Here is a 19,699-nt window from a genome sequence, read left to right as displayed (position 1 = left end):
TTCGAACTTCGTCAGACCTAACAGGTTTCTCTACGCCGGCCACTTAAACCTGTTAGGTCTAGACGAACCTCGATTTTTTCGAAATTTTATTTGTTTACCGAATAAGCCCGAAACAATTTCGACACCCAAAGAATTTAATCGTATCCAACCTAAACCCATCCATCGAGTTTTGCGTAGGTATTGACATGAGATACCTGTTCCTTTTGCTTTTCCCGACGGCGTTTTTCGCACAAAAAATCGATAACATGGCGTCGTTCCGCGATATGGGTGCCGAAAGTTATTTCCGTTTCCATTACGACAATGATTATTTCACGTCGACCGACCGGAATTACACGCAAGGCTACAATTTCGAAGTCGTACTCAAGTCGCTCGAGAAAAATCCCGTAAATCATTTGTTTTACAAGCCCGATGAAAGTTCATACAAATTCGGTTTGTCGATCGAACACATCGGTTTCACGCCTCATCATTATAAGTACGAGGAAATCCAATACGGTGACCGACCGTTCGCGTCGGCCATCATGCTCAAAAGCTTCGTGATTGCGACCGATACGATCAGGAAGTCGCGATTGACGTCGTCACTTAACGTCGGAATTATCGGTCCGGGCGCGTTCGGTGAAGAAATGCAGGTCGGCATCCACGAAGCCACGGGAAACACGATTCCGTTGGGTTGGCACAACCAAATCAGGAACGATGTCGTGCTTAATTACGAAGTCAGTTTTGAAAAGCAATTGTACCGATTCCGCGATTATTTTGCGGTTCAGGGATTGGGAACGGTTCGTGTCGGGACGCTGTTCACGAACGCTTCCGTGGGTGCGAATGGTGTGATCGGGATTATCAATTCGCCTTTTTCGTCGTCGGCCCAAAAAAAGAAATTCGCATTGTATTTTTATTCGCAACCCATGGTCAGCATAATCGGATATGATGCGACGCTGCAAGGCGGATTGTTCAATGATAAAAGCCCGTACACGATCGCATCGTCCGACGTGAAACGTGTCGTCGCCCAACACAATTACGGATTTGTGCTCCAGACTCGAACGCTGTATTTCGAATACTCCCGAAGCGCGATCACGAAGGAATTTGACAGTGGGAATTCGGCGAAATGGGGCGGGATTCGGATTGGGTTTACTTTTTGAGAATTGAAGAATGACGAAAGACTAATGACTAAAGACAAAGGACTTTCGAGTCGTCTCTTGCGCTGATTGGTACATTTTCGTTTGTCCTTCGTCGTTTGTCGTTCGACATTCGTCTTTCGTCAACTGTCAATATCATTCTTAATAACTTTCCCGACCACTGCTTTCCTCACGCGCGTATTAGATATATATTAGCGCAAAACTGATTCCCGCGACATGTCTGAACAAACCGAATACAACGAAGGCAATATACGTTCCCTCGACTGGAAAGAGCATATCCGAATGCGTCCCGGAATGTATATCGGGAAACTCGGCGACGGCTCGTCTCCTGACGACGGAATCTACATCCTGCTCAAGGAAGTCATCGATAATTGCATAGACGAATTCGTGATGGGCGCGGGCAAGACCATCGAAGTCACGATCAAGGACAAAACCGTTACTGTTCGCGATTACGGACGCGGCATTCCGCTTGGGAAAGTCGTCGATGTCGTGTCGAAAATGAACACGGGCGGTAAATACGATTCGCTTGCGTTCAAGAAATCGGTTGGATTGAATGGTGTCGGAACAAAAGCCGTTAACGCACTTTCCAACTATTTCCGCGTCGAATCGGTACGTGATGAAAAGCAAAAGGCCGCCGAATTCAACGCGGGAAATCTTACGATGGAAGAAGACATCATCGAATCCACGAAGCGCAAAGGCACGAAAGTCATTTTTATTCCCGACGAACTTATTTTCAAGAACTACAAGTTCCGAAACGAGTACGTCATTCGGATGCTCAAGAATTACTGCTATCTCAATACCGGATTGACAATTTATTTCAACGGCGAAAAATATTTTTCGGACAATGGTTTGAAGGATTTGCTCGAAGAAGACATCAAGGAAGAGGACATGCAATATCCTGTCATTCATTTGAAAGGCGAGGACATAGAGATCGCGATGACGCATTCCAAGACCCAATACAGCGAAGAATATCATTCGTTCGTCAACGGCCAGAACACGACGCAAGGAGGAACGCACCTGAACGCCTTCCGCGAATCGATCGTGAAGACCGTGCGCGAATTTTACAATAAAGGCTTCGAACCATCGGATATCCGAAAGTCGATCGTCGCCGGAATCTCGGTCAAAGTCATGGAGCCTGTCTTCGAATCCCAGACGAAAACGAAATTGGGATCGACCGAAATGGGACCCGATTTGCCAAGCGTCCGAACCTTCATCAACGATTTCATCAAGACCAAACTAGATAATTTCCTACACAAGAATCCCGAAGTCGCCGATTTGCTTCTGCGTAAAATTTTGCAGGCCGAGCGCGAACGCAAAGAACTTTCGGGAATCCGCAAACTCGCGAAGGACCGCGCCAAGAAAGCCAGTTTGCACAATAAGAAACTGCGCGATTGTCGCGTGCATTTGACCGATACCAAGAATCCTTTGAGTTTGGAAAGTACGCTGTTCATCACCGAAGGAGATTCCGCTTCAGGTTCGATCACAAAATCGCGAAACGTCAACACACAAGCCGTTTTCTCGCTGCGTGGAAAGCCGCTCAACTCGTACGGAATGTCCAAGAAAATTGTATATGAGAACGAGGAATTCAACTTGTTACAGGCCGCGCTCAACATCGAGGAAAGCATGGAAGATCTGCGGTACAACAACATCGTGATCGCGACCGACGCCGATGTCGACGGCATGCACATCCGCTTATTGCTGATCACGTTTTTCCTGCAATTCTTCCCCGAAATGATCAAGGAAGGCCATTTGTACATTTTGCAAACGCCGCTTTTCCGTGTGAGAAACCGCAAGGAAACCATTTATTGTTACAGTGAGGAAGAACGCGTAAACGCCATAGAAAAACTCAAACCGAAACCTGAGATCACGCGATTCAAAGGTTTGGGAGAGATTTCGCCCGACGAGTTCGTGCATTTCATCGGAGCCGACATCCGCCTCGATCCGGTCATGCTCGACCGCGCAACGACAATCGAGTCGCTGTTGGAATTTTACATGGGGAAAAATACACCGGACAGACAACAGTTTATAATTAGGAATTTGAAGGTTGAGTTAGACGTTGTGGAGAAGAATTGATAATTAATAATGAACAATTAATAATTATTGGTTGGGCGGATATTTCCGCTATCGGTTCGACCGGCAAGCGACTGATCGAAACTTTCGTGCTATAGAAACGTGAGGTAATATACTTGGCCGAGAGCCTGAACATTGCAGAATACTCCGCCAGCCAAAAGGAGCTCCGCTGCGGTTCGGGCGGCGGTTCGCAACAAAAAAATTCGTTCTGCGGGACGAAAATCAATTATTCATTGTTAATTATTCATTATTAATTAAAAAGTGAACGACGAAGAAAATATAAATGATCTCCCCGAGGGCGTAAACGATAAAGAAGGACAATTACCTGAACAAGGCGATTTGTCATCGAGCGCCTCATCGGCTGAAACGGCTCACTTCTTCGAAAGCCAGGAAACGAATCCTGAAGATACGATCGTCAAAGTTACCGGTATGTACAAAGACTGGTTCCTCGATTACGCGTCGTACGTGATTTTGGAGCGCGCCGTTCCCGCTATCGAAGACGGTTTCAAGCCCGTGCAGCGCCGCATCATGCACTCGATGCGCGAACTCGACGACGGCCGTTACAACAAGGTCGCGAACGTGGTCGGGCACACGATGCAATATCATCCGCACGGAGACGCGTCGATCGGGGATGCGATGGTGCAGATCGGGCAAAAAGATCTATTGATCGACACCCAAGGAAACTGGGGAAATATCCTAACGGGCGACGGTGCCGCAGCTTCTCGTTACATCGAAGCGCGACTCACGAAGTTTGCGCACGACGTTTTGTATTCGCCGAAAATCACCGAATGGCAAGCGTCGTATGATGGTCGAAGAAACGAACCGGTCAACCTTCCCGTCAAATTCCCGTTGTTGCTCGCTCAGGGCGCCGAGGGAATCGCCGTCGGACTATCGACCAAAGTCCTGCCGCACAACTTCAATGAACTCATCGATTCGACGATCAAAATATTAAAGGGAAAACCGTTTACGCTGTTCCCGGATTTCATGACCGCGGGAGTCGCCGACGTTTCCAATTACAACGACGGCATGCGCGGCGGACGTGTTCGGGTGCGCGCGAAGATCTCGCAGCTTGACAAGAATACGCTCGTCATTACGCAAATCCCGTTTTCGACGAATACATCGACATTAATCGATTCGATCCTGAAAGCCAACGAAAAAGGCAAGATCAAGATCAAGAAAATCGAGGACAATACGGCTGCCGAAGTCGAAATCCTGATTCATTTATTTCCAGGCGTTTCGCCCGACAAGACCATCGACGCGTTGTTCGCGTTCACGGCTTGCGAAACTTCGGTCGCGCCATTGGGATGCGTCATAGAAGATCACAAACCGCGATTCGTCGGCGTGTCTGAAATGCTTCGGGTTTCTACCGCGAGAACAGTCGAACTGCTCAAACGCGAACTCGAAATCCAACTCGACGAACTCGAGGAACAATGGCATTTCCTGTCTCTCGAGCGCATTTTCATCGAGAACCGAATCTACCGTTTGATCGAGGAAGAATCGACTTGGGAAGGCGTGATCCGCGCGATCGACGAAGGCTTGAAGCCGTTTACGAAACACTTGAAACGCGAAGTCACCGAGGAAGATATCGTGCGATTGACCGAAATCCGAATCAAACGCATCTCGAAATTCGACATCGACAAAGCCCAGGAAAAACTCGAAGCTTTGGAAGGCGACATCGAACAAGTGAAGCACGATTTGGATCACATCGTTGATTTTGCGATCGCTTTTTTCCTCCGATTAAAGGAAAAATATGGAAAAGGCCGCGAGCGCCAAACCGAATTACGTTCGTTCGATACGATCGAGGCCACGAAAGTCGTGCTCCGTAACACCAAATTATACGTGAACCGCGAGGAAGGTTTCGTCGGGACAGGATTAAAGAAAGACGAATATGTAGCCGATTGTTCCGACATCGACGACGTGATCGTATTCCTGCGCGACGGAAACATGTATATCGTGAAGGTTGACGAGAAGAAATTCATCGGCAAAGACATCATTCACGTGGCGATTTTCGACAAGAACGACAAGCGCACGATCTATAATATGGTTTACCGAGACGGGAAATCGGGACCGAGTTTCATCAAGCGTTTCAACGTTTCGGGCGTGACGCGAGACAAGGCTTACGACCTGACGCAGGAAAAACCGGGTTCGCAAGTATTGTATTTCTCAGCCAACCCGAATGGGGAAGCCGAAGTGATTACGGTGTTGTTGCGACAAATCGGAACCATCAAAAAGCTAAAATTCGACCTCGATTTCGCCGACATGACGATCAAAGGCAGGAATTCGCGCGGAAATACGGTTTCCAAATATCCGATCAAGAAAATCGAGCTCAAGGAAAAAGGAATCTCAACGCTGTTGCCGCGAAAAATCTGGTTCGACGATACGGTGCAGCGTTTGAATACTGATGGGCGAGGCGAACTCTTGGGTGAATTCCGACCTGCCGATCGATTGCTTGTCGTGTCGTCGACCGGAAAACTCAAAACGATCATTCCCGAACTTTCCACGCATTTCGATCAGGACATGGTCGTGCTCGAAAAATGGATCCCGAACAAACCGATCTCGGCGATTTATTACGATGGCGAAAAGGAACGCTACTACATCAAGCGCTTTTTGGTCGAGAACGAGAACAAGGAAGACATTTTCATTTCAGAACATCCGGGATCGCAACTCGAAATCGTTTCTACCGATTATCGTCCCGTCGCCGAATTGATTTTCACGAAAGTCAAAGGCGTTCAAAAGGAAAACCAGACCGTCGACATAGAAAGTTTCATCACGGTCAAAGGTTTCAAGGCGCAAGGCAACCAGCTAACTGCCGACAAATTAAAGACGGTGAATCTGCTCGAACCATTGCCGTACGATCCGCCCGTCGAGGAAGTTCCTGAACAGGAAATCGATCTTGGCGAAGCGCCCGATTCTGAAATAGACGATGAAGGACAAATAACATTGAGTTTAGAATAAAAATAAAGCCGCTGATTGAAGCGGCTTATTTTTTTAGGATTTTATGGGTTTCGGTTGTCGATCCGTCGACGAGAATCGACAACACGTAAACGCCTGGGGAAAGCCTGTCGAGATTGATTTCCGCGAGATCCGCGTTTGAATATGAGGTCATTATTTCCTGTCCCAAAGCGTTACTCAGCCTAAGCGATCGAGTCTTTCATCGGTCGAACCTCAGGTTGACGATTCCCGAAGTCGGATTCGGATACATCGAGGTTTGTGTTTTATCGGCTTGCGCGTTCGATAACGCATTCAGGCTGTATTTCGCAATGTATCCGTCAGTTTTTTCGCCGAACTGATTTGACGAATCGGCAACAAGCGAAACGGGAGCGGTGTCGGTTCCAAAATTCGCCGAATTACAAAATTGTCCGACCGAAAAAATGGCATCTTCTTTCACTACCAGCCCATATCCGATTGTAGCGGCAGATAATTCACCTTCGCCAATGACCGGCGATGCGAACAGGAAATTCCCGTCGTAATCGAGCGCATTGATATAGGAAGTGAAATGGTCCGAATAAAAAGACGAGATTCCGTCGCCGGGATCAAAATCAACGTTGTTCACGGCATATCCGGTCACGAGAATCTTATTTTGTGCCGCTACGATCTTGTACGGTCGATCGGTCAGCGTTCCGCCCCATTTTTTTGTCCAAAGCAAATTTCCATCGGGCGAAAAACGGCAAACGTTGGTGTCGCGAAATAATCGGGTGATGTGGTCAACAGTTGCCCATCGAAATCAGTCGGCCCGGCGAAGACTCCTGAAACGAAAATGCTTCCGCCCTGATCAATCGCAATCGATGTGAATTGACCGTCCTGACTCGTATTCCCAAAGTGTCGCGTCCAAATATAATGAGCACTTAACTTGACGATAAAAGAATCTCCAAAATTTTGCGCGTACGACGCAACTTGATGCGATCCTGAACCCGGATCGAAATCGACAGTCGAATGAAATCGGCCAACAGCGATTATGTTGCCCGAAGCATCGGTAGTGACATCGGTAATCTCGTTCGGCACCGCGACCCAATCGCCATCGCCTTGAAATATCGAAGACCAGACCACGTTTCCGTTGAAATCGAACTTTGCGAGGAATGGATCGCCAATCTCGGAGGCGTTCAGCGTGTATTGCGGATCATTGGCGTCAAAGGCGACGGTTTGTGAAATATATCCGCCGAGCAGCACGCCGTCGGCAGTTGCATGAACTGTTCGCGTAAAATCGTCCGTGCCCGCCCCGACACTTTTTGCCCAGACAATGTTTCCGTTCGTATCTACTTTGGCGATAAATGCATCGTAACCGCCCGACGAAGTAAAGGTCGAAATCGTGCCTGCAATGTTCATTTGCGCGCTGCCCATAAATTGTCCCGAAACGTATGAATTGCCTTGGGCATCAACCGAAAGATCCGACGGAAAAATGCCGGCGTTGCATCCGATCTGCGTAATCCATAAAGCATCGCCGTTCTCGTCCAGTTTCGAAATGAAAATATCCCCGAGATAATTTTCAGGGTATAACGTTGAAAATGGGTTCACGTCATCGCCTGGATTCAAATCGGCCGTAGTCGCGAACGACCCTAACACGACCAGGTTTCCATCGCCGTCGGTAGCCACGCTTCTGATTTTGTCCTCGTGCGGCCCGCCAACGCGTTTTGCCCATTGGACGGTTTGGGCTTCGAGCGTTGAAAATGCAGTAAATGCGAATAGCAGATAAAGCGCGTACAGTTTTCCCATCGATGAATTTTTCAGTAAAGTAAAGAAATATCGGATAATTTCCTAAAGACTGTAGTTCAGGTTTATACCAACCCTATATTTCGCATCGACGCGTCCGCCCGTCAAATCCTGATTTATCGGTGTCAGGAATTGCAAGCCCGCCGACCATTTCTTCAAACCAGCTTCCAAACCGACTTTCCCGAAAAGTACATTGCCAGACGTTTGCGCAATCCGTTGTCCGTGTTGGTGATTGCTTTGGGAGACTTCACCCGCGAGGCCCATTTGTGGCGAGACTGAAAACGAATCGCGTTCGCGCAACCAGAAAAGCGTTCCCGAGTAATTGAATTGGTCGCCGAAGCGATAATTCTTGTCATTTTCGGTTTTGACGATATAATTCGCCATCGTCTGCCATCCGAATCGCTTGGGCCGGATCGTATGTTCGGCGAGGAACAAATAATCGAAACTTCCTGTTCCGAGCTGGAATCCGGGATTGATGCTGCCGTTGTTGGCTTCGTCGTATTTTCCCGTCGGCAGTTTCACGCCTGCTCCCAATTGGAATGTGTGCACGAAAAAAGTCGAATCGGATTTGGTTTGATACAGTTTGTAAAGTCCGATGACAGTCACATCGCCGATTCCGTTGATGGAATGCGTTCCCGTTTCGGTCTCGCGATTGTTGCTGTGATACGGCACGAGTACGCTGACCTGGGCGTTCTTGAAAATTGGGATTCGGCCCCAGACTTGCATCGAGTTGAACTGCTCGGCATACCAGGGCGAATTAGCATAAAGTCCGTCGCTGCTGTCATAGCGCTGATAAATGTAGCGCACGCCTACGAAATTCGTATTGAGCAACGAGGCGAATCCCATGCTTCCGCCCGTCGCCGAACAGCCGCAGGCATCGCAATCGTCGAGCATTTTTGCGAAACGCTGTTTGTAGATTCGCGACGATATCGTGTCAGTTTCCGAAGCGAAAATCAACGTCGGAAATGACAATAAAAATAACAATAAAGAATATTTCATCAGTACTCTGAAAATTTAGGATTGGTAAGGAATTCCTCGTCTGTCAAGGTTTTAAGGAATGCGATGATTTGTGATTTTTCGGCAGCCGACAATGCGATGCCGAGTGATCCGTTCTGTTGCAGGACCGCATCGAGCGTCGCCGATTGTTGCACGCCCGAATTGTAATGTTCAAGCACGGCATCCAACGTATAGAATCGTCCGTCGTGCATGTATGGCGCTGTTTTTTCGATATTGCGCAAACTCGGCACCCGGAATTTATATTTGTCCGAAGCCAATCCCGTCACGCGTTCGCGCCCGATGTCGTTCAATTGCATATTCACGGCGAGCCCGTTGTTGCGGAACGATTGGTCGGTTTGGAGATCGGTCGCGTGACAAGACGCGCACTTTTGCTGGAAAATAACGTAACCCGCGGCTTCGTCGGTCGAGAAATTCCCACCGGCTTCGTTGCGTCGGAACTTATCGAAGCGGGAATTCGAACTCTGCATGAGCGCGACAAATTGCCCAAGCGCTTTGAGCAGATGTTCCGAATCGATGTCGGCCTCGGGAAACGCGCGTGTAAACATTTTTTTGTACGTCGCGTCGTTGCGCATCATCGCTACGATAGAGGCAAAATTCCCGTGCATCTCGACCTCGCTCGTGATCGGGATGATCGGTTGCAAATCGAGATTATCGGTCGCGCCGTCCCACATGAACGTGTTTTGGAACGCCATGTTTTGGATCGCGGGCGTGTTGCGCAAACCCACCGCATTGTTCACGCCATGGCTCAAACTGTGGCCGTGGTGCGTGAACGCGTGTTGTTGGATGTGGCAGAAACCGCACGAAATCGTGCCGTCGTTCGACAATCGTCCGTCGTAGAAAATCTTTTTTCCGAGCTCGAAACCCGCTTCCGTTGGAGGATTGGCTTCGAAATTATAGGCGAAATCAGGGAAGTTCGATGGTTTTGCAACGTCGATAGGAATCGGGACATATTGGGATTCATCGGGCGAGCAAGATGCCAACCCGATGAAAAATAGCCATAAAAAATGTCGCATCAGTCGTTGTGTACGTGGTTTACCGTGAACATTTGTGAGAGGTTCGCGGTGATCAGCGGCAGGTTTTCTCCGCCCATGATCATCGCGCCCATGCCGCCTTCGTTGTTGTCGGACAAGATGATCTTGTTGTTTCCGTCGATGATTTTCGAGGCGTCGGCGAAAATATGCACTTGTGGCGTGATGTCGGTTCTCACCAAAGCCGAGTTCGTGAATGGGATCGTGACCGAGGTGTAATTGTAATCGGTCCCGGTTTTACCCGTGTGAACCATGAACGGCGTTTCATTCGCGACCGAACCCGACGTGAAATTCCCTTCGAACATCACGAATTTATAACCCGCGCTCCACGACCACATCATGTCCTCGCTGTCGGCCAACGATAGGAAATCGCCTTGTCCGTCGGCGCCCAGCAGCCATTGTTCTTCGTCGACGCCGATGCCGAACGTGATCGAGGCGTAGTCGCCCGCGGGAATATTTTGCAGGTTCAGCGTTTGCGATGCGAGATCGGTTTCATCGACAATGAAATAGCTTTGGCTTTTCGGGTATGTGAAAATTGTCCCGTCGGTGCGCGTAAGTTTAATGTTGCTTACGATGTATTTGAGTTGGTTGATCTTGAGGGTTTCGCCCTGTGAGGTCGTATTCGGCTGCGTGCCTAAAATCAGGTTGTTGGCTCCGTAAACGTTGTCGAATTCGATGTTGATCGCGCCGGTTCCGGTTGCGGGCGACGAATCGTCGGATGAACAGGAAAGCATAAGGCATGCGCTTGCCAATGCGGCAAAAAATGTGTTTGTCGTTTTCATTTTGTGAATTTAGATTTTAATAGGTACAGGGTACAGGGTACAAGGGCGCGAACCAAATTGGATTCGGGCATTGATACTGACCAAAAAGTTACATCTAAACTACAGCGGGAGGATGGAAAGTTACCTGTTCAAACGCAGCGTAATCTGAAGGTTTGAAAAAGAATCGAGACTGTTTTTTGAGCGGTTGAAAAACGTCGGCGATGACGATTTCCTCAGCCGTATTGCAGAAGAGTTCAATAGGAGTGAAGCCTTTTTTGTCGTTTTGGGATGCTGGTTTCTCGCTGTCGGAAGCCTTCGCGAGTTCTTTCATCAAATGGCATTTCCCGTTACATTTAAGTTCGGGTTTCGCCTTGTTCACGCAAAGTACGGTCGCGATGTAATCGTAGTCGATAACGTACTGCACGACCGGGAAAACCGGTTTGAACAGGAAGAAAAACGTCGCTATGACAACCAGATATTTCACTTATGCTTCTTCGTCGGGAGATTGTTTTTTCTTGTTGCGTTTTTCCATTTTCATGTTCAGGACTTCGACTAGAAGCGAGAACGCGATCGCGAAATACAAGTATCCTTTTGGAATGGTGTCGACGGTGTTGCCAAAGAAGGAAGCGTGTGCCAAATGTGCCGATTCAGTGATCAGCATAAACCCGATCAGCACGAGGAACGACAACGCGAGGATTTGTATCGCGGGGTGATTGTTCACGAAATTCCCAACCTGGACCGCGAACTGCATCATGATCAAAACCGAGATCACGACCGCAGTAATCATTATATAAATCGCGCCCTCGACGCCGTTGGTCATTCCCACTGCGGTAAGAATACTGTCGAACGAGAACACGATATCGATCATGATGATCTGGAAAATAACGTTGCTGAATGACTTCGCGGCGCTTTTCTTGACTTCTTTTTCCTCTTCGCCCTTGTGTTCTACCTTTTCGCGGATTTCGACCGTACTTTTATACAAAAGAAACAATCCTCCAAGGAAAAGAATAAGGCTTTGACCGGACACATGGATTTCAAACCAACTCGTCTGGATGTCGAACCATGCCTCTTTCATCGCGATCAGCAACGATATCCCGAACAACATGGCGATCCGCATGAACATCGCCAAAAACATTCCCACTTTCGTCGCTTTTTTGCGTTGTTCCGGCGGCAGTTTACCCGTTGTTATCGAAATGAAAATGATATTATCGATACCCAATACGATTTCTAGAAACGTAAGTGTCAAAAGTGCGATCCAGGCATTCGGATTCAGGAAAACTTCCATTGATTGTGGCTTTTATTTGATTTTTACAGCGGTTCCTTTTTGCGTGATGTCGCTGCCGACAACGCCGTATTCAAAGGTATACGAATTTTTTGACGTGGTCAAGATTTTCATCGCGATGGCTTGCTTTTCGGCCATTGTTTTGGGGTGTAACTTTTGGAGCACGAATTCACAATCGTTTACCCAGCGAACCGTCGCGGTATCGGATTTCCCGTCGTAAAAATCGATTTCCCGATCCTCGGTCCGTTCGAATGTCGTGGTTTTTTTGACGCCGTTTATTTCGGCCGTGAATTCAAACGTTCCCGTCTTGAAATCCTTGCAGTCGCGCTCGACGTCATAACAGGAAGCAAAAGCAAACGGTACTATCAAAAGGAGTTTTTTCATAATTTTCTGGGCAGCTAATCCGGCTGTTCGCGTCAAGCTTTCTTAAAAAAGCGGGATTTGCAACAAACCGCGCCGGGCTTCCTTTGGTCGCCGCCGCGCTTTGGCAAAACCAGGCTTTTTTCTCGAAAGGCTTTCTGTTTCCATCCGGGCTGCTTGGTGTCCCGATGCAAAGTTAGGTATTGGACCGCGTATGAAAAAATCGAAACTTACTTAATTCGCGTGATTTCTTCGTCGGTGAAATGTTTTATCGACTTTTCTTTGGAGAACTTGTCGGCATTGTAGTTTTTCGAGGCGTTCTTCGCGATCGACAGACTTTCCCATGATGATTTTTTGAGCAACTTCGCATAGAACACTATTTGACCCACATGATACGGATAATGCGCCAACTGCCGGTTGATGGCTTCGATGACCGTATGTCCTTCGTTCCTGATGTAAATGATTTGGGAGAGTTGGTCGCTCGAAAGCGCATCGATTGCTTCAAATAAACAGGTCCATCCTTTTTCCCAACTCGCCGTTACTTGTTCTTTCGTCGTCAATACATCTTCGAATTCGGCGTCGCGGCTTCTCCATTCTTTTTCTCCGTCCGACGTCAAAAAATCGGTCCAGCGCGAAAGCATGTTGCCGGAAATATGATTTACGATAACTGAAATGCTGTTCGTATCGTCGTTCAACGCCATGAATAGTTGCTCCGGCTCGAGTTGCTCCATCGCCTTTTCTCCAAGCATCTTATAATATAGAAATTGCTTGTGAACGCTTTCCAGATAAGGATTTTGTCGATTTTTCATGACCGTGTTTGAATTCCGTGATCCTAATTTACGCGAAAATTTCATATTTTCGGATCACAGCAAACGATTACAAACGGAAACAAACGGAAACAAACGGAAACAAATGATTAATCAACGTTTATTCAATTCAATCTGCCGCACCTTTGTCGTGTTGGCTGCGGCCTGTTCCGCATCGGCCCAGAAAGGCGACACGTTCAAGGTATTTTATCTGGGCGGACAATCGAATATGGAAGGCTTCGGATTCAATAAGGACTTGCCTGCAGATTTGAGCCAACCCATGAAGGACGTTTATATTTTTGACGGCAACCGCGGCGGCGACGGTGAACCGGGATTAGGCGTAGGGAAATGGGAGCAATTGCGGCCGGGGCATGGAACGGGATTCGCATCCGATGGAAAAGAGAACAAGCCCTCGGATCGGTTCGGGGTCGAATTGACTTTCGCAAAGCGCATGCGTGAGTTGTACCCGAACGACAAGATCGCGATCATCAAATATGCACGCAACGGTTCGGGATTGGACAGTTTGGCAACCGGCCCGTTCGGTTGTTGGGAGCCCGAATACAAAGCCAAGCCAAACCAGTATGATTTCTTTTTGAAGACGATCGAAGGCGCGAAAGGCGCGAAAGATGTAAACGGAGATGGAAAGGCCGATACGCTCGTTTTTTCAGGCATTTTATGGATGCAGGGCGAAGGCGACGGATCGTTTACCGAGGAAATCGCGATGGAATATTATAAGAACCTAAACCACCTGATCGAGATGATGCGATCGGTTTTCAAGGAAAAGGATTTGCCTGTCGTCGTCGGGAAGATTTCCGATTCGGGAAACAGTGAAAGTGGCATCGTGTTCAAGAACGGCGATCTTGTACGTTATTGCCAGGAGAAATTCGTGCGCGACGATAAGAGAGCCGGAATCGTGAGGAGCACGTCGCGTTATTCATATTCGGATCCGTATCATTACGATAGTGCGGGTTATATTGATTTTGGGAAGAATTTCGCCGACGAGATGGCGAAGTTGTTAAAGAAATAGTCGTTACGTAAAACGTTACATAATAGTACGATCAAACGGGTTTCAATTTATGAGAAAAGTGACGCTGCTGGTAATTTTCTTAATCTTGTCCGCAGGCGCGGGCTTGATATATTGCAAGAAATTTTATAATCGACGGCATGAGCGCGAAATAGCAAATGAAGAAGGTAAAGCCATCCCAAATCAATACAAAAACGGCGACATCATTTTTCAAACATCGACCTCGTCCCAAAGCCGAGCCATACAATTGGCGACGCATTCAAAATATTCGCATTGCGGAATCATATACAATGAAAATGGAACGTATGTATTTGAAGCCGTCCAACCCGTAAAAATGACGCCGTTGTCGGAGTGGATAGCAAGAGGTAAAAATGGGAAGTATGTCGTGAAAAGACTAAAGGATCGCGACCGTTATTTCACGCGCGAGAACATTTCGAAAGTAGCAAGTTTTGGAAAAGCGATGGTCGGAAAATCGTACGACCTGGGCTTTTCATGGTCGGACGAGAAAATATATTGCTCCGAATTGGTCTGGAAAATGTACAAACGCGCTTTCGGGGTCAAAGTAGGAAAACTCGAGAAACTAAAAGACTTCGATTTGTCGCAACCCGCGGTGAAAGCCAAATTAACAGAACGCTACGGCAAAAATATTCCGCTCGACGAAATCGTAATATCGCCCCAATCGATCTTTGAAAGTGAACTGTTGGAAGACGTTATGGCGAACTGATTTATTGCGCATTTTTGTCGCCGTCGAACATACTTTTAATGATCGTATTTATCCCTTTGAACGAAAAGTAAACCGCGCCGAAACACATCGTGATGCCAACCGCCAGGACAAGATAATGCCAAACATTCTGTTGGTTTTGGAACGCATTGTAGATTACCGATGGTCCGATGAAGAACAACGGTAACGCATACACCATAAACTTCATTCCTTTGTTGAGTAAGATTTTGTCGGTCGGCATCGTAAATGGATTTAGGTTGGATTTATAGTTCGAACTTGTTGCGATCGAAACTCTCTACGGCTTTGCGCACGCTTCCGTGTTTAATCAGCATTTCTGAGGCTTCTTCGTACGAAACGGGAATTTCTCCCATAATCATTCGGACGCCGCGATCCACTAGCTTGTCGTTGCTGAGTTGCATATCGACCATTTTATTGCCTTTTACGCGTCCGAGCTGGATCATCGTAGTCGTCGAAATCATGTTAAGCACCAATTTTTGTGCGGTTCCGGCTTTCATGCGCGAACTTCCCGTCACGAATTCAGGCCCGACAACGACCTCGATCGGGAATTTTGCAGTTAGCGCAAGCGGGCTTCCGGCGTTGCACGTGATCGCACCCGTAAGAATATTGTTCTCGTTGCATTTCTCAAGACCGCCGATTACATAAGGTGTTGTTCCCGATGCCGCAATCCCAATTACAGTGTCGTTGCCTGAAATGTTTGCGGCCTGTAAATCGATCCACGCTTGTTTCGCGTCATCCTCGGCATTTTCAACGGCGCGGCGTATCGCTTTGTCGCCACCCGCGATGATGCCGTTCACCAAATCGAACGCGACCCCGAACGTCGGAGGACATTCACTCGCGTCGACAATTCCCAAGCGACCCGACGTTCCCGCGCCGATGTAAAACAAGCGCCCGCCGATTCTCATGCGAGATACGATTTGGGAGACAAGCGCCTCGATTTGCGGCAACGCTTTCTCAACGGCCAACGGAACGGTCTTGTCTTCGTTGTTTATGTTCGCCAACAACTCGTGAAGCGGCATGTGCTCAAGCGAATCGTAGTTCGAGGATTGTTCGGTGGTTTTTTGGAAAGGGTTCAAGGTGCAGGATTGTGAATTGAGTATTTAGGGTCCAAAGTTAAATGACAAATATAACGATTTTGGTTACGTGGACTTCTATCGGCATTGCGGATCGCTTCAACATCAGGCATGCGATCAAATGAGTCAAAACGAAAGTTCAGCCAAAACGCTTAACTTCTCTCAACGATCTTAATTGTTAAAAAAAACAATTGTTTGTAAAGCGACTAAAGAAAACTCGCCAGCAAGATCCCAAGAATGATCACCGTAATCTTCGCGATATTGAATTTATGGTTTTCACTCGCTTCAAAAATGATCGTCGATGAAATATGAAATAGAATCCCGATCACGACCGCAGTAATTTGAGCGTAATATTGGGCAAGAACCGGAAAACTGTCGGATGCCAACGTGCCAAGCGGCGTCATCAGCGCAAACGTGAACATAAATGCGAACACTTTCGGTTTGCTTAGATGCGAATTCAGGAAAAACAGCGTCAAGATAATTGCGATAGGCAAGTGGTGCACGGCGATTCCCCAAGCCAAATCGTGGTGATGTCCGACGGGAAAACCCTCGAGCAACGCATGCAGACACAAACTGATAAACAGCAGCCACGGAATCTGATGCATTTCCAAATGTCCGTGAACGTGTCCGTGTTCTGCACCTTTCGAGAAAAATTCAAGCACGATCTGCAATAAAATCCCTCCCATTATGAAAATTCCGATCGATAAGCCGTGACCGTGATCTTCGCTGTCGTGTAAAGTGGTTTCATATACTTCGGGCAACAGATGTAAAACGGTAAGCGACAATAGGAACGATCCGCTGAAGGCGAGCAACAACTTGAGGTTGGTTTTGTTTCCGGTTTTTAGGAAAAGCGCCACCGCGTAACCGATCAGCACCGAAAGTAAAGGCAACAAATAATTCATTACTTGAATACGAGGATTAGACGTTCGCTATCGGTTTTATGGAATTTGTGCAATTTGTAGTCCCCGAAAATATCGAGCAGGTAGATTCCTGCTTTTTCCATCATCACCTCAAAATCCTCGAGCGTGAGCGCCTGGACTTTCTCGGAAAAACAAAAATCTTCGCCTTTGTCAGTAAACCGGATTTCCTTTATGATGTGGTTGTCCTCTACGAAACGCTTGATGTTGAACGTAATGTCCTCGACGGTTTTCGTTTCCTCGGGAACCAGATTTGCGATCACGTTGCGCACGTTCATGAAATCAATCACCGCGAATCCGAACTCCGACAGACTTTCGTGGATCGCTTTCAAAGTCGTGAAATTGTCGTCGTCGCTTTCAAAATAACCGAAACTCGTGAACAGGTTGAAAATCGCATCGAACTTTTGCCCGAACGGTTCGCGCATGTCGTGTACTTCGAAATGCAGGGTTTCGTTCGCATGTTTCGAGGCTTCGCGTATGCTGTTCTCAGACAAATCGGTTCCAGTGACATCGTAGCCCAGCTGGTTCAGGTAAATCGAGTGTCGGCCCTTGCCACAAGCGAGGTCAAGGATTTTCGCGTCGTCGGGCAAATTCAAGTAGGACGTGATGTTGTCCATGAACAATTGCGCCTCGGTATAATCGCGGTCTTTGTACAAAATGTGGTAGTAAGGCGTGTCAAACCACGAGGCGTACCATTTTTGGGGTTTGTTGCTCACGGCTGCTGGATTTGGCATTTATTGCTGGAGATGAATTCGGTCTTGCAAATTTAGACTATTTTTGCAGCGTTTACCCGATTTAAGCATGGAAAATAATTTTACGATGGTCGCCAAAACCTTCTTCGGATTCGAGGAAATCCTGGCAAAAGAGCTGTTCAGCCTGGGCGCGCAACGCGTAGAGCCCGGCGTTCGCATGGTGAGTTTTACGGGCGACAAGGGTTTTATGTACAAGGCGAACATGGCGTTGCGTACGGCGCTCAAGATCCTGAAACCGATCTATAATTTTCGTGCGACGAACGAGAACGGCTTGTACAAAGGCATTTCAGGCATCGATTGGTCGACGTATTTGAGCGCGAACCAAACATTCGTCATCGACGCGACCGTCCATAGCGATCATTTCAACCATTCCGAATTCGTAGCCCAGAAGTGTAAGGATGCGATCGTCGATCAATTCCGAAACAAAACAGGTGAACGACCGAGTATCGACAAAACACATCCCGATCTGCGCATCAATATCCACATCGCAAAAGACCAATGCACGGTTTCGCTTGATACGTCGGGCGCTTCGTTGCACCATCGCGGTTATCGCACGGCAACGAACATTGCCCCGATAAACGAGGTTCTGGCCGCCGGAATGTTATTGTTGTCAGGCTGGGACGGACGCAGCGATTTCCTCGACCCGATGTGCGGAAGTGGAACTATTTTGGCCGAAGCCGCGCTCATCGCATGCAACATTCCCGCAAACATCAACCGCAAGGAGTTCGCATTCGAGAAATGGAACGACTTCGACGGAGAGCTTTTCGACATGATCGCCAATGCGTTGCTTAAGAAAGTACGGGAATTCCATTACACGATCATTGGTTACGACAAAGCGCCGAGTGCCGTCGCGAAAGCGAAAGACAACATCGCCAACGCGAGCCTCGAAGATTACGTTACGATACACGAAGGCAATTTCTTCGATTCGAAAAAGGAAAATCAGGGTCCGCTTCACATGTTGTTCAATCCGCCGTACGGGGAACGACTCGATATCGACCTCGAGCGTTTTTACCGGGAGATCGGCGACACGCTCAAGAACGGTTACCCGAACACGAATGCGTGGTTCATCACGGCGAACCTCGAGGCCTTGAAATTCGTCGGATTGAAACCCTCGCGCAAGATAAAATTATTCAACGGCAGCCTCGAAGCGCGTTTGGTCAAGTATGAAATGTACGAAGGCAGCCGAAAAGCCAAATTCCAGAATCATGACGCCTAACACGAAAGCGCTTCTTTATAATTTCCTTGGCTTTGCCATTTTGTACATTCCGATTTACTATCTGGTAACGCATTTCACGAATCTCGACGGATGGTTCCGACCGTTGACGAGCGCCGTGATCACGACGATATTGTCGCCCAAATTCCAAGCGGTACGCACCAAGGAAGGCATGAAAGTGTTTATGTCATGGCTGTTCATAAAAGGAATTAAGGAGATTAAATGATTAGAAGATTGTCGGCACAGCACGCACGATCTTTTAATTCTTTAATTTTTCAATCTTTAAATAAAAAAATTATGACAGTCCAAATTTGTTCTTGCGAAGGCTTAAATCCAAAATGCGAAAAATGCTTCGGAAGCGGTTACGTGAATTCGGGAACCAAGAAATCGGCGTCTATCGAGGCTAAGACGAAGGTCGTCGTCCAGAAAAAACCGAAATACGAATCCATGCTTCCCGAAAATCTCACGTCGCTGAACAAGAAGGAAATCGAGAATGTTTTGGTGAAAATCATGGGCGCGCTCGATGTCAAGTCGAAGAAGCAAATGCAACTTTTGAATGCGATTCCGTTCAGTTCGACCACATTCCGACGCGATTTCAAGAACAAGTTCGAAGGTTTGTCGACACTCGAGAATTCGAAGCAATTCATGAGAAGCGAACTCGATCTCGTCGCAAAAGAAATGGCCGCGAAGAAAATCCGAAACGACTTCAAATTCAGTCATTTCCTGTCGGACAAAGAAATTGACGTGACCTCGAACCGACAATTGAAAACCTTGATCCGAGAATACAAAAAACTAAAAGGAAAAAGTGCTTCTTAGCCGC

At 47.6% G+C, this 19,699-nt stretch carries 22 protein-coding genes; 8 read left to right on the top strand and 14 right to left on the bottom strand.

Features of this window, described 5'->3' with window-relative positions:
* The first annotated feature begins 185 nt into the window (after nt 1-185).
* The 3 genes from EOO50_RS04985 to EOO50_RS04975 all read left to right on the top strand — a co-directional run bounded on the left by EOO50_RS04985 (nt 186) and on the right by EOO50_RS04975 (nt 6,155).
* Complete coding sequence (locus EOO50_RS04985; RefSeq protein ID WP_290838389.1) at nt 186-1,133, top strand: lipid A deacylase LpxR family protein; 948 nt, start codon at nt 186-188, stop codon at nt 1,131-1,133.
* Nucleotides 1,134-1,346: 213 nt separating this feature from the next.
* Nucleotides 1,347-3,203, top strand: coding sequence for a DNA topoisomerase IV subunit B (locus EOO50_RS04980; RefSeq protein WP_290838388.1), 1,857 nt, complete (start codon nt 1,347-1,349; stop codon nt 3,201-3,203).
* 258 nt (nt 3,204-3,461) lie between these two features.
* Nucleotides 3,462-6,155 (top strand): DNA gyrase/topoisomerase IV subunit A, encoded by a 2,694-nt coding sequence (locus EOO50_RS04975; protein WP_290838387.1) that lies wholly within the window; start codon nt 3,462-3,464, stop codon nt 6,153-6,155.
* Between the two features lie 25 nt (nt 6,156-6,180).
* On the opposite strand, the gene EOO50_RS04970 is transcribed toward EOO50_RS04975, so the two are convergent.
* From EOO50_RS04970 to EOO50_RS04925, 10 genes are all read right to left on the bottom strand, one after another.
* Nucleotides 6,181-6,333, bottom strand: a complete 153-nt coding sequence (locus EOO50_RS04970; protein WP_290838469.1) for a T9SS type A sorting domain-containing protein — start codon at nt 6,331-6,333, stop codon at nt 6,181-6,183.
* Nucleotides 6,334-6,351: 18 nt separating this feature from the next.
* The gene (locus EOO50_RS04965) at nt 6,352-6,846 is read right to left on the bottom strand and encodes a hypothetical protein (protein ID WP_290838386.1); all 495 of its coding nucleotides are present in this window, start codon (nt 6,844-6,846) and stop codon (nt 6,352-6,354) included.
* Nucleotides 6,813-7,910: an SBBP repeat-containing protein gene (locus tag EOO50_RS04960; protein WP_290838385.1), complete on the bottom strand. Its 1,098-nt coding sequence runs from the start codon at nt 7,908-7,910 to the stop codon at nt 6,813-6,815. The genes EOO50_RS04965 and EOO50_RS04960 overlap by 34 nt, the downstream gene beginning before the upstream one ends.
* Before the next feature lie 42 nt (nt 7,911-7,952).
* Nucleotides 7,953-8,906, bottom strand: coding sequence for a transporter (locus EOO50_RS04955; RefSeq protein WP_290838384.1), 954 nt, complete (start codon nt 8,904-8,906; stop codon nt 7,953-7,955).
* Nucleotides 8,906-9,937, bottom strand: coding sequence for a cytochrome c peroxidase (locus EOO50_RS04950; RefSeq protein WP_290838383.1), 1,032 nt, complete (start codon nt 9,935-9,937; stop codon nt 8,906-8,908). The genes EOO50_RS04955 and EOO50_RS04950 overlap by 1 nt, the downstream gene beginning before the upstream one ends.
* Nucleotides 9,937-10,734: an MbnP family protein gene (locus EOO50_RS04945; RefSeq protein ID WP_290838382.1), complete on the bottom strand. Its 798-nt coding sequence runs from the start codon at nt 10,732-10,734 to the stop codon at nt 9,937-9,939. The genes EOO50_RS04950 and EOO50_RS04945 overlap by 1 nt, the downstream gene beginning before the upstream one ends.
* Before the next feature lie 94 nt (nt 10,735-10,828).
* Nucleotides 10,829-11,197 carry a hypothetical protein gene (locus EOO50_RS04940; RefSeq protein ID WP_290838381.1) on the bottom strand — a complete coding sequence of 123 codons (369 nt, stop codon included), beginning with the start codon at nt 11,195-11,197 and terminating at the stop codon, nt 10,829-10,831.
* A complete protein-coding gene (locus EOO50_RS04935; protein WP_290838380.1) occupies nt 11,198-11,998 on the bottom strand; it encodes a TerC family protein in 801 nt (266 codons plus the stop codon). It abuts the gene before it with no gap.
* Between the two features lie 12 nt (nt 11,999-12,010).
* The gene (locus EOO50_RS04930) at nt 12,011-12,379 is read right to left on the bottom strand and encodes a DNA topoisomerase IV (protein WP_290838379.1); all 369 of its coding nucleotides are present in this window, start codon (nt 12,377-12,379) and stop codon (nt 12,011-12,013) included.
* A 206-nt stretch (nt 12,380-12,585) separates the two neighbouring features.
* Nucleotides 12,586-13,164, bottom strand: a complete 579-nt coding sequence (locus EOO50_RS04925; protein WP_290838377.1) for a DUF1572 family protein — start codon at nt 13,162-13,164, stop codon at nt 12,586-12,588.
* Between the two features lie 103 nt (nt 13,165-13,267).
* Between EOO50_RS04925 and EOO50_RS04920 the strand changes: the two genes are divergently transcribed.
* Nucleotides 13,268-14,188 carry a sialate O-acetylesterase gene (locus EOO50_RS04920; protein ID WP_290838376.1) on the top strand — a complete coding sequence of 307 codons (921 nt, stop codon included), beginning with the start codon at nt 13,268-13,270 and terminating at the stop codon, nt 14,186-14,188.
* A 49-nt stretch (nt 14,189-14,237) separates the two neighbouring features.
* Nucleotides 14,238-14,909, top strand: coding sequence for a YiiX family permuted papain-like enzyme (locus tag EOO50_RS04915; RefSeq protein ID WP_290838374.1), 672 nt, complete (start codon nt 14,238-14,240; stop codon nt 14,907-14,909).
* A 1-nt stretch (nt 14,910) separates the two neighbouring features.
* Here EOO50_RS04915 and EOO50_RS04910 read toward each other — a convergent pair whose 3' ends face one another.
* From EOO50_RS04910 to EOO50_RS04895, 4 genes are all read right to left on the bottom strand, one after another.
* Entirely contained in the window at nt 14,911-15,147 is a 237-nt protein-coding gene (locus tag EOO50_RS04910; RefSeq protein WP_290838373.1) for a DUF6095 family protein, read from the bottom strand.
* Between the two features lie 22 nt (nt 15,148-15,169).
* Nucleotides 15,170-16,000: an N-acetylmuramic acid 6-phosphate etherase gene (murQ, locus tag EOO50_RS04905; protein ID WP_290838372.1), complete on the bottom strand. Its 831-nt coding sequence runs from the start codon at nt 15,998-16,000 to the stop codon at nt 15,170-15,172.
* A gap of 203 nt (nt 16,001-16,203) precedes the next feature.
* Nucleotides 16,204-16,899 (bottom strand): ZIP family metal transporter, encoded by a 696-nt coding sequence (locus EOO50_RS04900; protein WP_290838371.1) that lies wholly within the window; start codon nt 16,897-16,899, stop codon nt 16,204-16,206.
* Complete coding sequence (locus EOO50_RS04895; protein WP_290838370.1) at nt 16,899-17,648, bottom strand: class I SAM-dependent methyltransferase; 750 nt, start codon at nt 17,646-17,648, stop codon at nt 16,899-16,901. The genes EOO50_RS04900 and EOO50_RS04895 overlap by 1 nt, the downstream gene beginning before the upstream one ends.
* Before the next feature lie 67 nt (nt 17,649-17,715).
* Here EOO50_RS04895 and EOO50_RS04890 point away from each other — a divergent pair, with 67 nt between their 5' ends.
* The 3 genes from EOO50_RS04890 to EOO50_RS04880 all read left to right on the top strand — a co-directional run bounded on the left by EOO50_RS04890 (nt 17,716) and on the right by EOO50_RS04880 (nt 19,695).
* Entirely contained in the window at nt 17,716-18,882 is a 1,167-nt protein-coding gene (locus tag EOO50_RS04890) for a THUMP domain-containing protein (protein WP_290838368.1), read from the top strand.
* A complete protein-coding gene (locus EOO50_RS04885; RefSeq protein WP_290838367.1) occupies nt 18,872-19,105 on the top strand; it encodes a hypothetical protein in 234 nt (77 codons plus the stop codon). Before EOO50_RS04890 ends, EOO50_RS04885 begins: the two co-directional genes overlap by 11 nt.
* 71 nt (nt 19,106-19,176) lie before the next feature.
* On the top strand, nt 19,177-19,695 hold the full coding sequence (locus EOO50_RS04880) for a hypothetical protein (RefSeq protein WP_290838366.1): 519 nt from the start codon (nt 19,177-19,179) through the stop codon (nt 19,693-19,695).
* The last annotated feature ends 4 nt before the right edge of the window (nt 19,696-19,699 follow it).

The organism is Flavobacterium sp. (assembly GCF_004211145.1).
Classification (GTDB): Bacteria; Bacteroidota; Bacteroidia; order Flavobacteriales; family Flavobacteriaceae; genus Flavobacterium.
Note: the sequence above shows the minus strand (reverse complement) of the source record. Positions and strands in the feature narration are given on the sequence as shown.

Bases quoted from the DNA above. Each gene is read 5' to 3' on its own strand.
- EOO50_RS04920 (WP_290838376.1), top strand. From the start codon at position 13,268: ATGATTAATCAACGTTTATTCAATTCAATCTGCCGCACCTTTGTCGTG.
- EOO50_RS04935 (WP_290838380.1), bottom strand. From the start codon at position 11,998: ATGGAAGTTTTCCTGAATCCGAATGCCTGGATCGCACTTTTGACACTT.
- EOO50_RS04880 (WP_290838366.1), top strand. From the start codon at position 19,177: ATGACAGTCCAAATTTGTTCTTGCGAAGGCTTAAATCCAAAATGCGAA.
- EOO50_RS04985 (WP_290838389.1), top strand. From the start codon at position 186: ATGAGATACCTGTTCCTTTTGCTTTTCCCGACGGCGTTTTTCGCACAA.
- EOO50_RS04895 (WP_290838370.1), bottom strand. From the start codon at position 17,648: ATGCCAAATCCAGCAGCCGTGAGCAACAAACCCCAAAAATGGTACGCC.
- EOO50_RS04960 (WP_290838385.1), bottom strand. From the start codon at position 7,910: ATGGGAAAACTGTACGCGCTTTATCTGCTATTCGCATTTACTGCATTT.
- EOO50_RS04885 (WP_290838367.1), top strand. From the start codon at position 18,872: ATGACGCCTAACACGAAAGCGCTTCTTTATAATTTCCTTGGCTTTGCC.
- EOO50_RS04910 (WP_290838373.1), bottom strand. From the start codon at position 15,147: ATGCCGACCGACAAAATCTTACTCAACAAAGGAATGAAGTTTATGGTG.
- EOO50_RS04900 (WP_290838371.1), bottom strand. From the start codon at position 16,899: ATGAATTATTTGTTGCCTTTACTTTCGGTGCTGATCGGTTACGCGGTG.
- EOO50_RS04945 (WP_290838382.1), bottom strand. From the start codon at position 10,734: ATGAAAACGACAAACACATTTTTTGCCGCATTGGCAAGCGCATGCCTT.
- EOO50_RS04915 (WP_290838374.1), top strand. From the start codon at position 14,238: ATGAGAAAAGTGACGCTGCTGGTAATTTTCTTAATCTTGTCCGCAGGC.
- EOO50_RS04955 (WP_290838384.1), bottom strand. From the start codon at position 8,906: ATGAAATATTCTTTATTGTTATTTTTATTGTCATTTCCGACGTTGATT.
- EOO50_RS04930 (WP_290838379.1), bottom strand. From the start codon at position 12,379: ATGAAAAAACTCCTTTTGATAGTACCGTTTGCTTTTGCTTCCTGTTAT.
- EOO50_RS04925 (WP_290838377.1), bottom strand. From the start codon at position 13,164: ATGAAAAATCGACAAAATCCTTATCTGGAAAGCGTTCACAAGCAATTT.
- EOO50_RS04890 (WP_290838368.1), top strand. From the start codon at position 17,716: ATGGAAAATAATTTTACGATGGTCGCCAAAACCTTCTTCGGATTCGAG.
- EOO50_RS04980 (WP_290838388.1), top strand. From the start codon at position 1,347: ATGTCTGAACAAACCGAATACAACGAAGGCAATATACGTTCCCTCGAC.
- EOO50_RS04950 (WP_290838383.1), bottom strand. From the start codon at position 9,937: ATGCGACATTTTTTATGGCTATTTTTCATCGGGTTGGCATCTTGCTCG.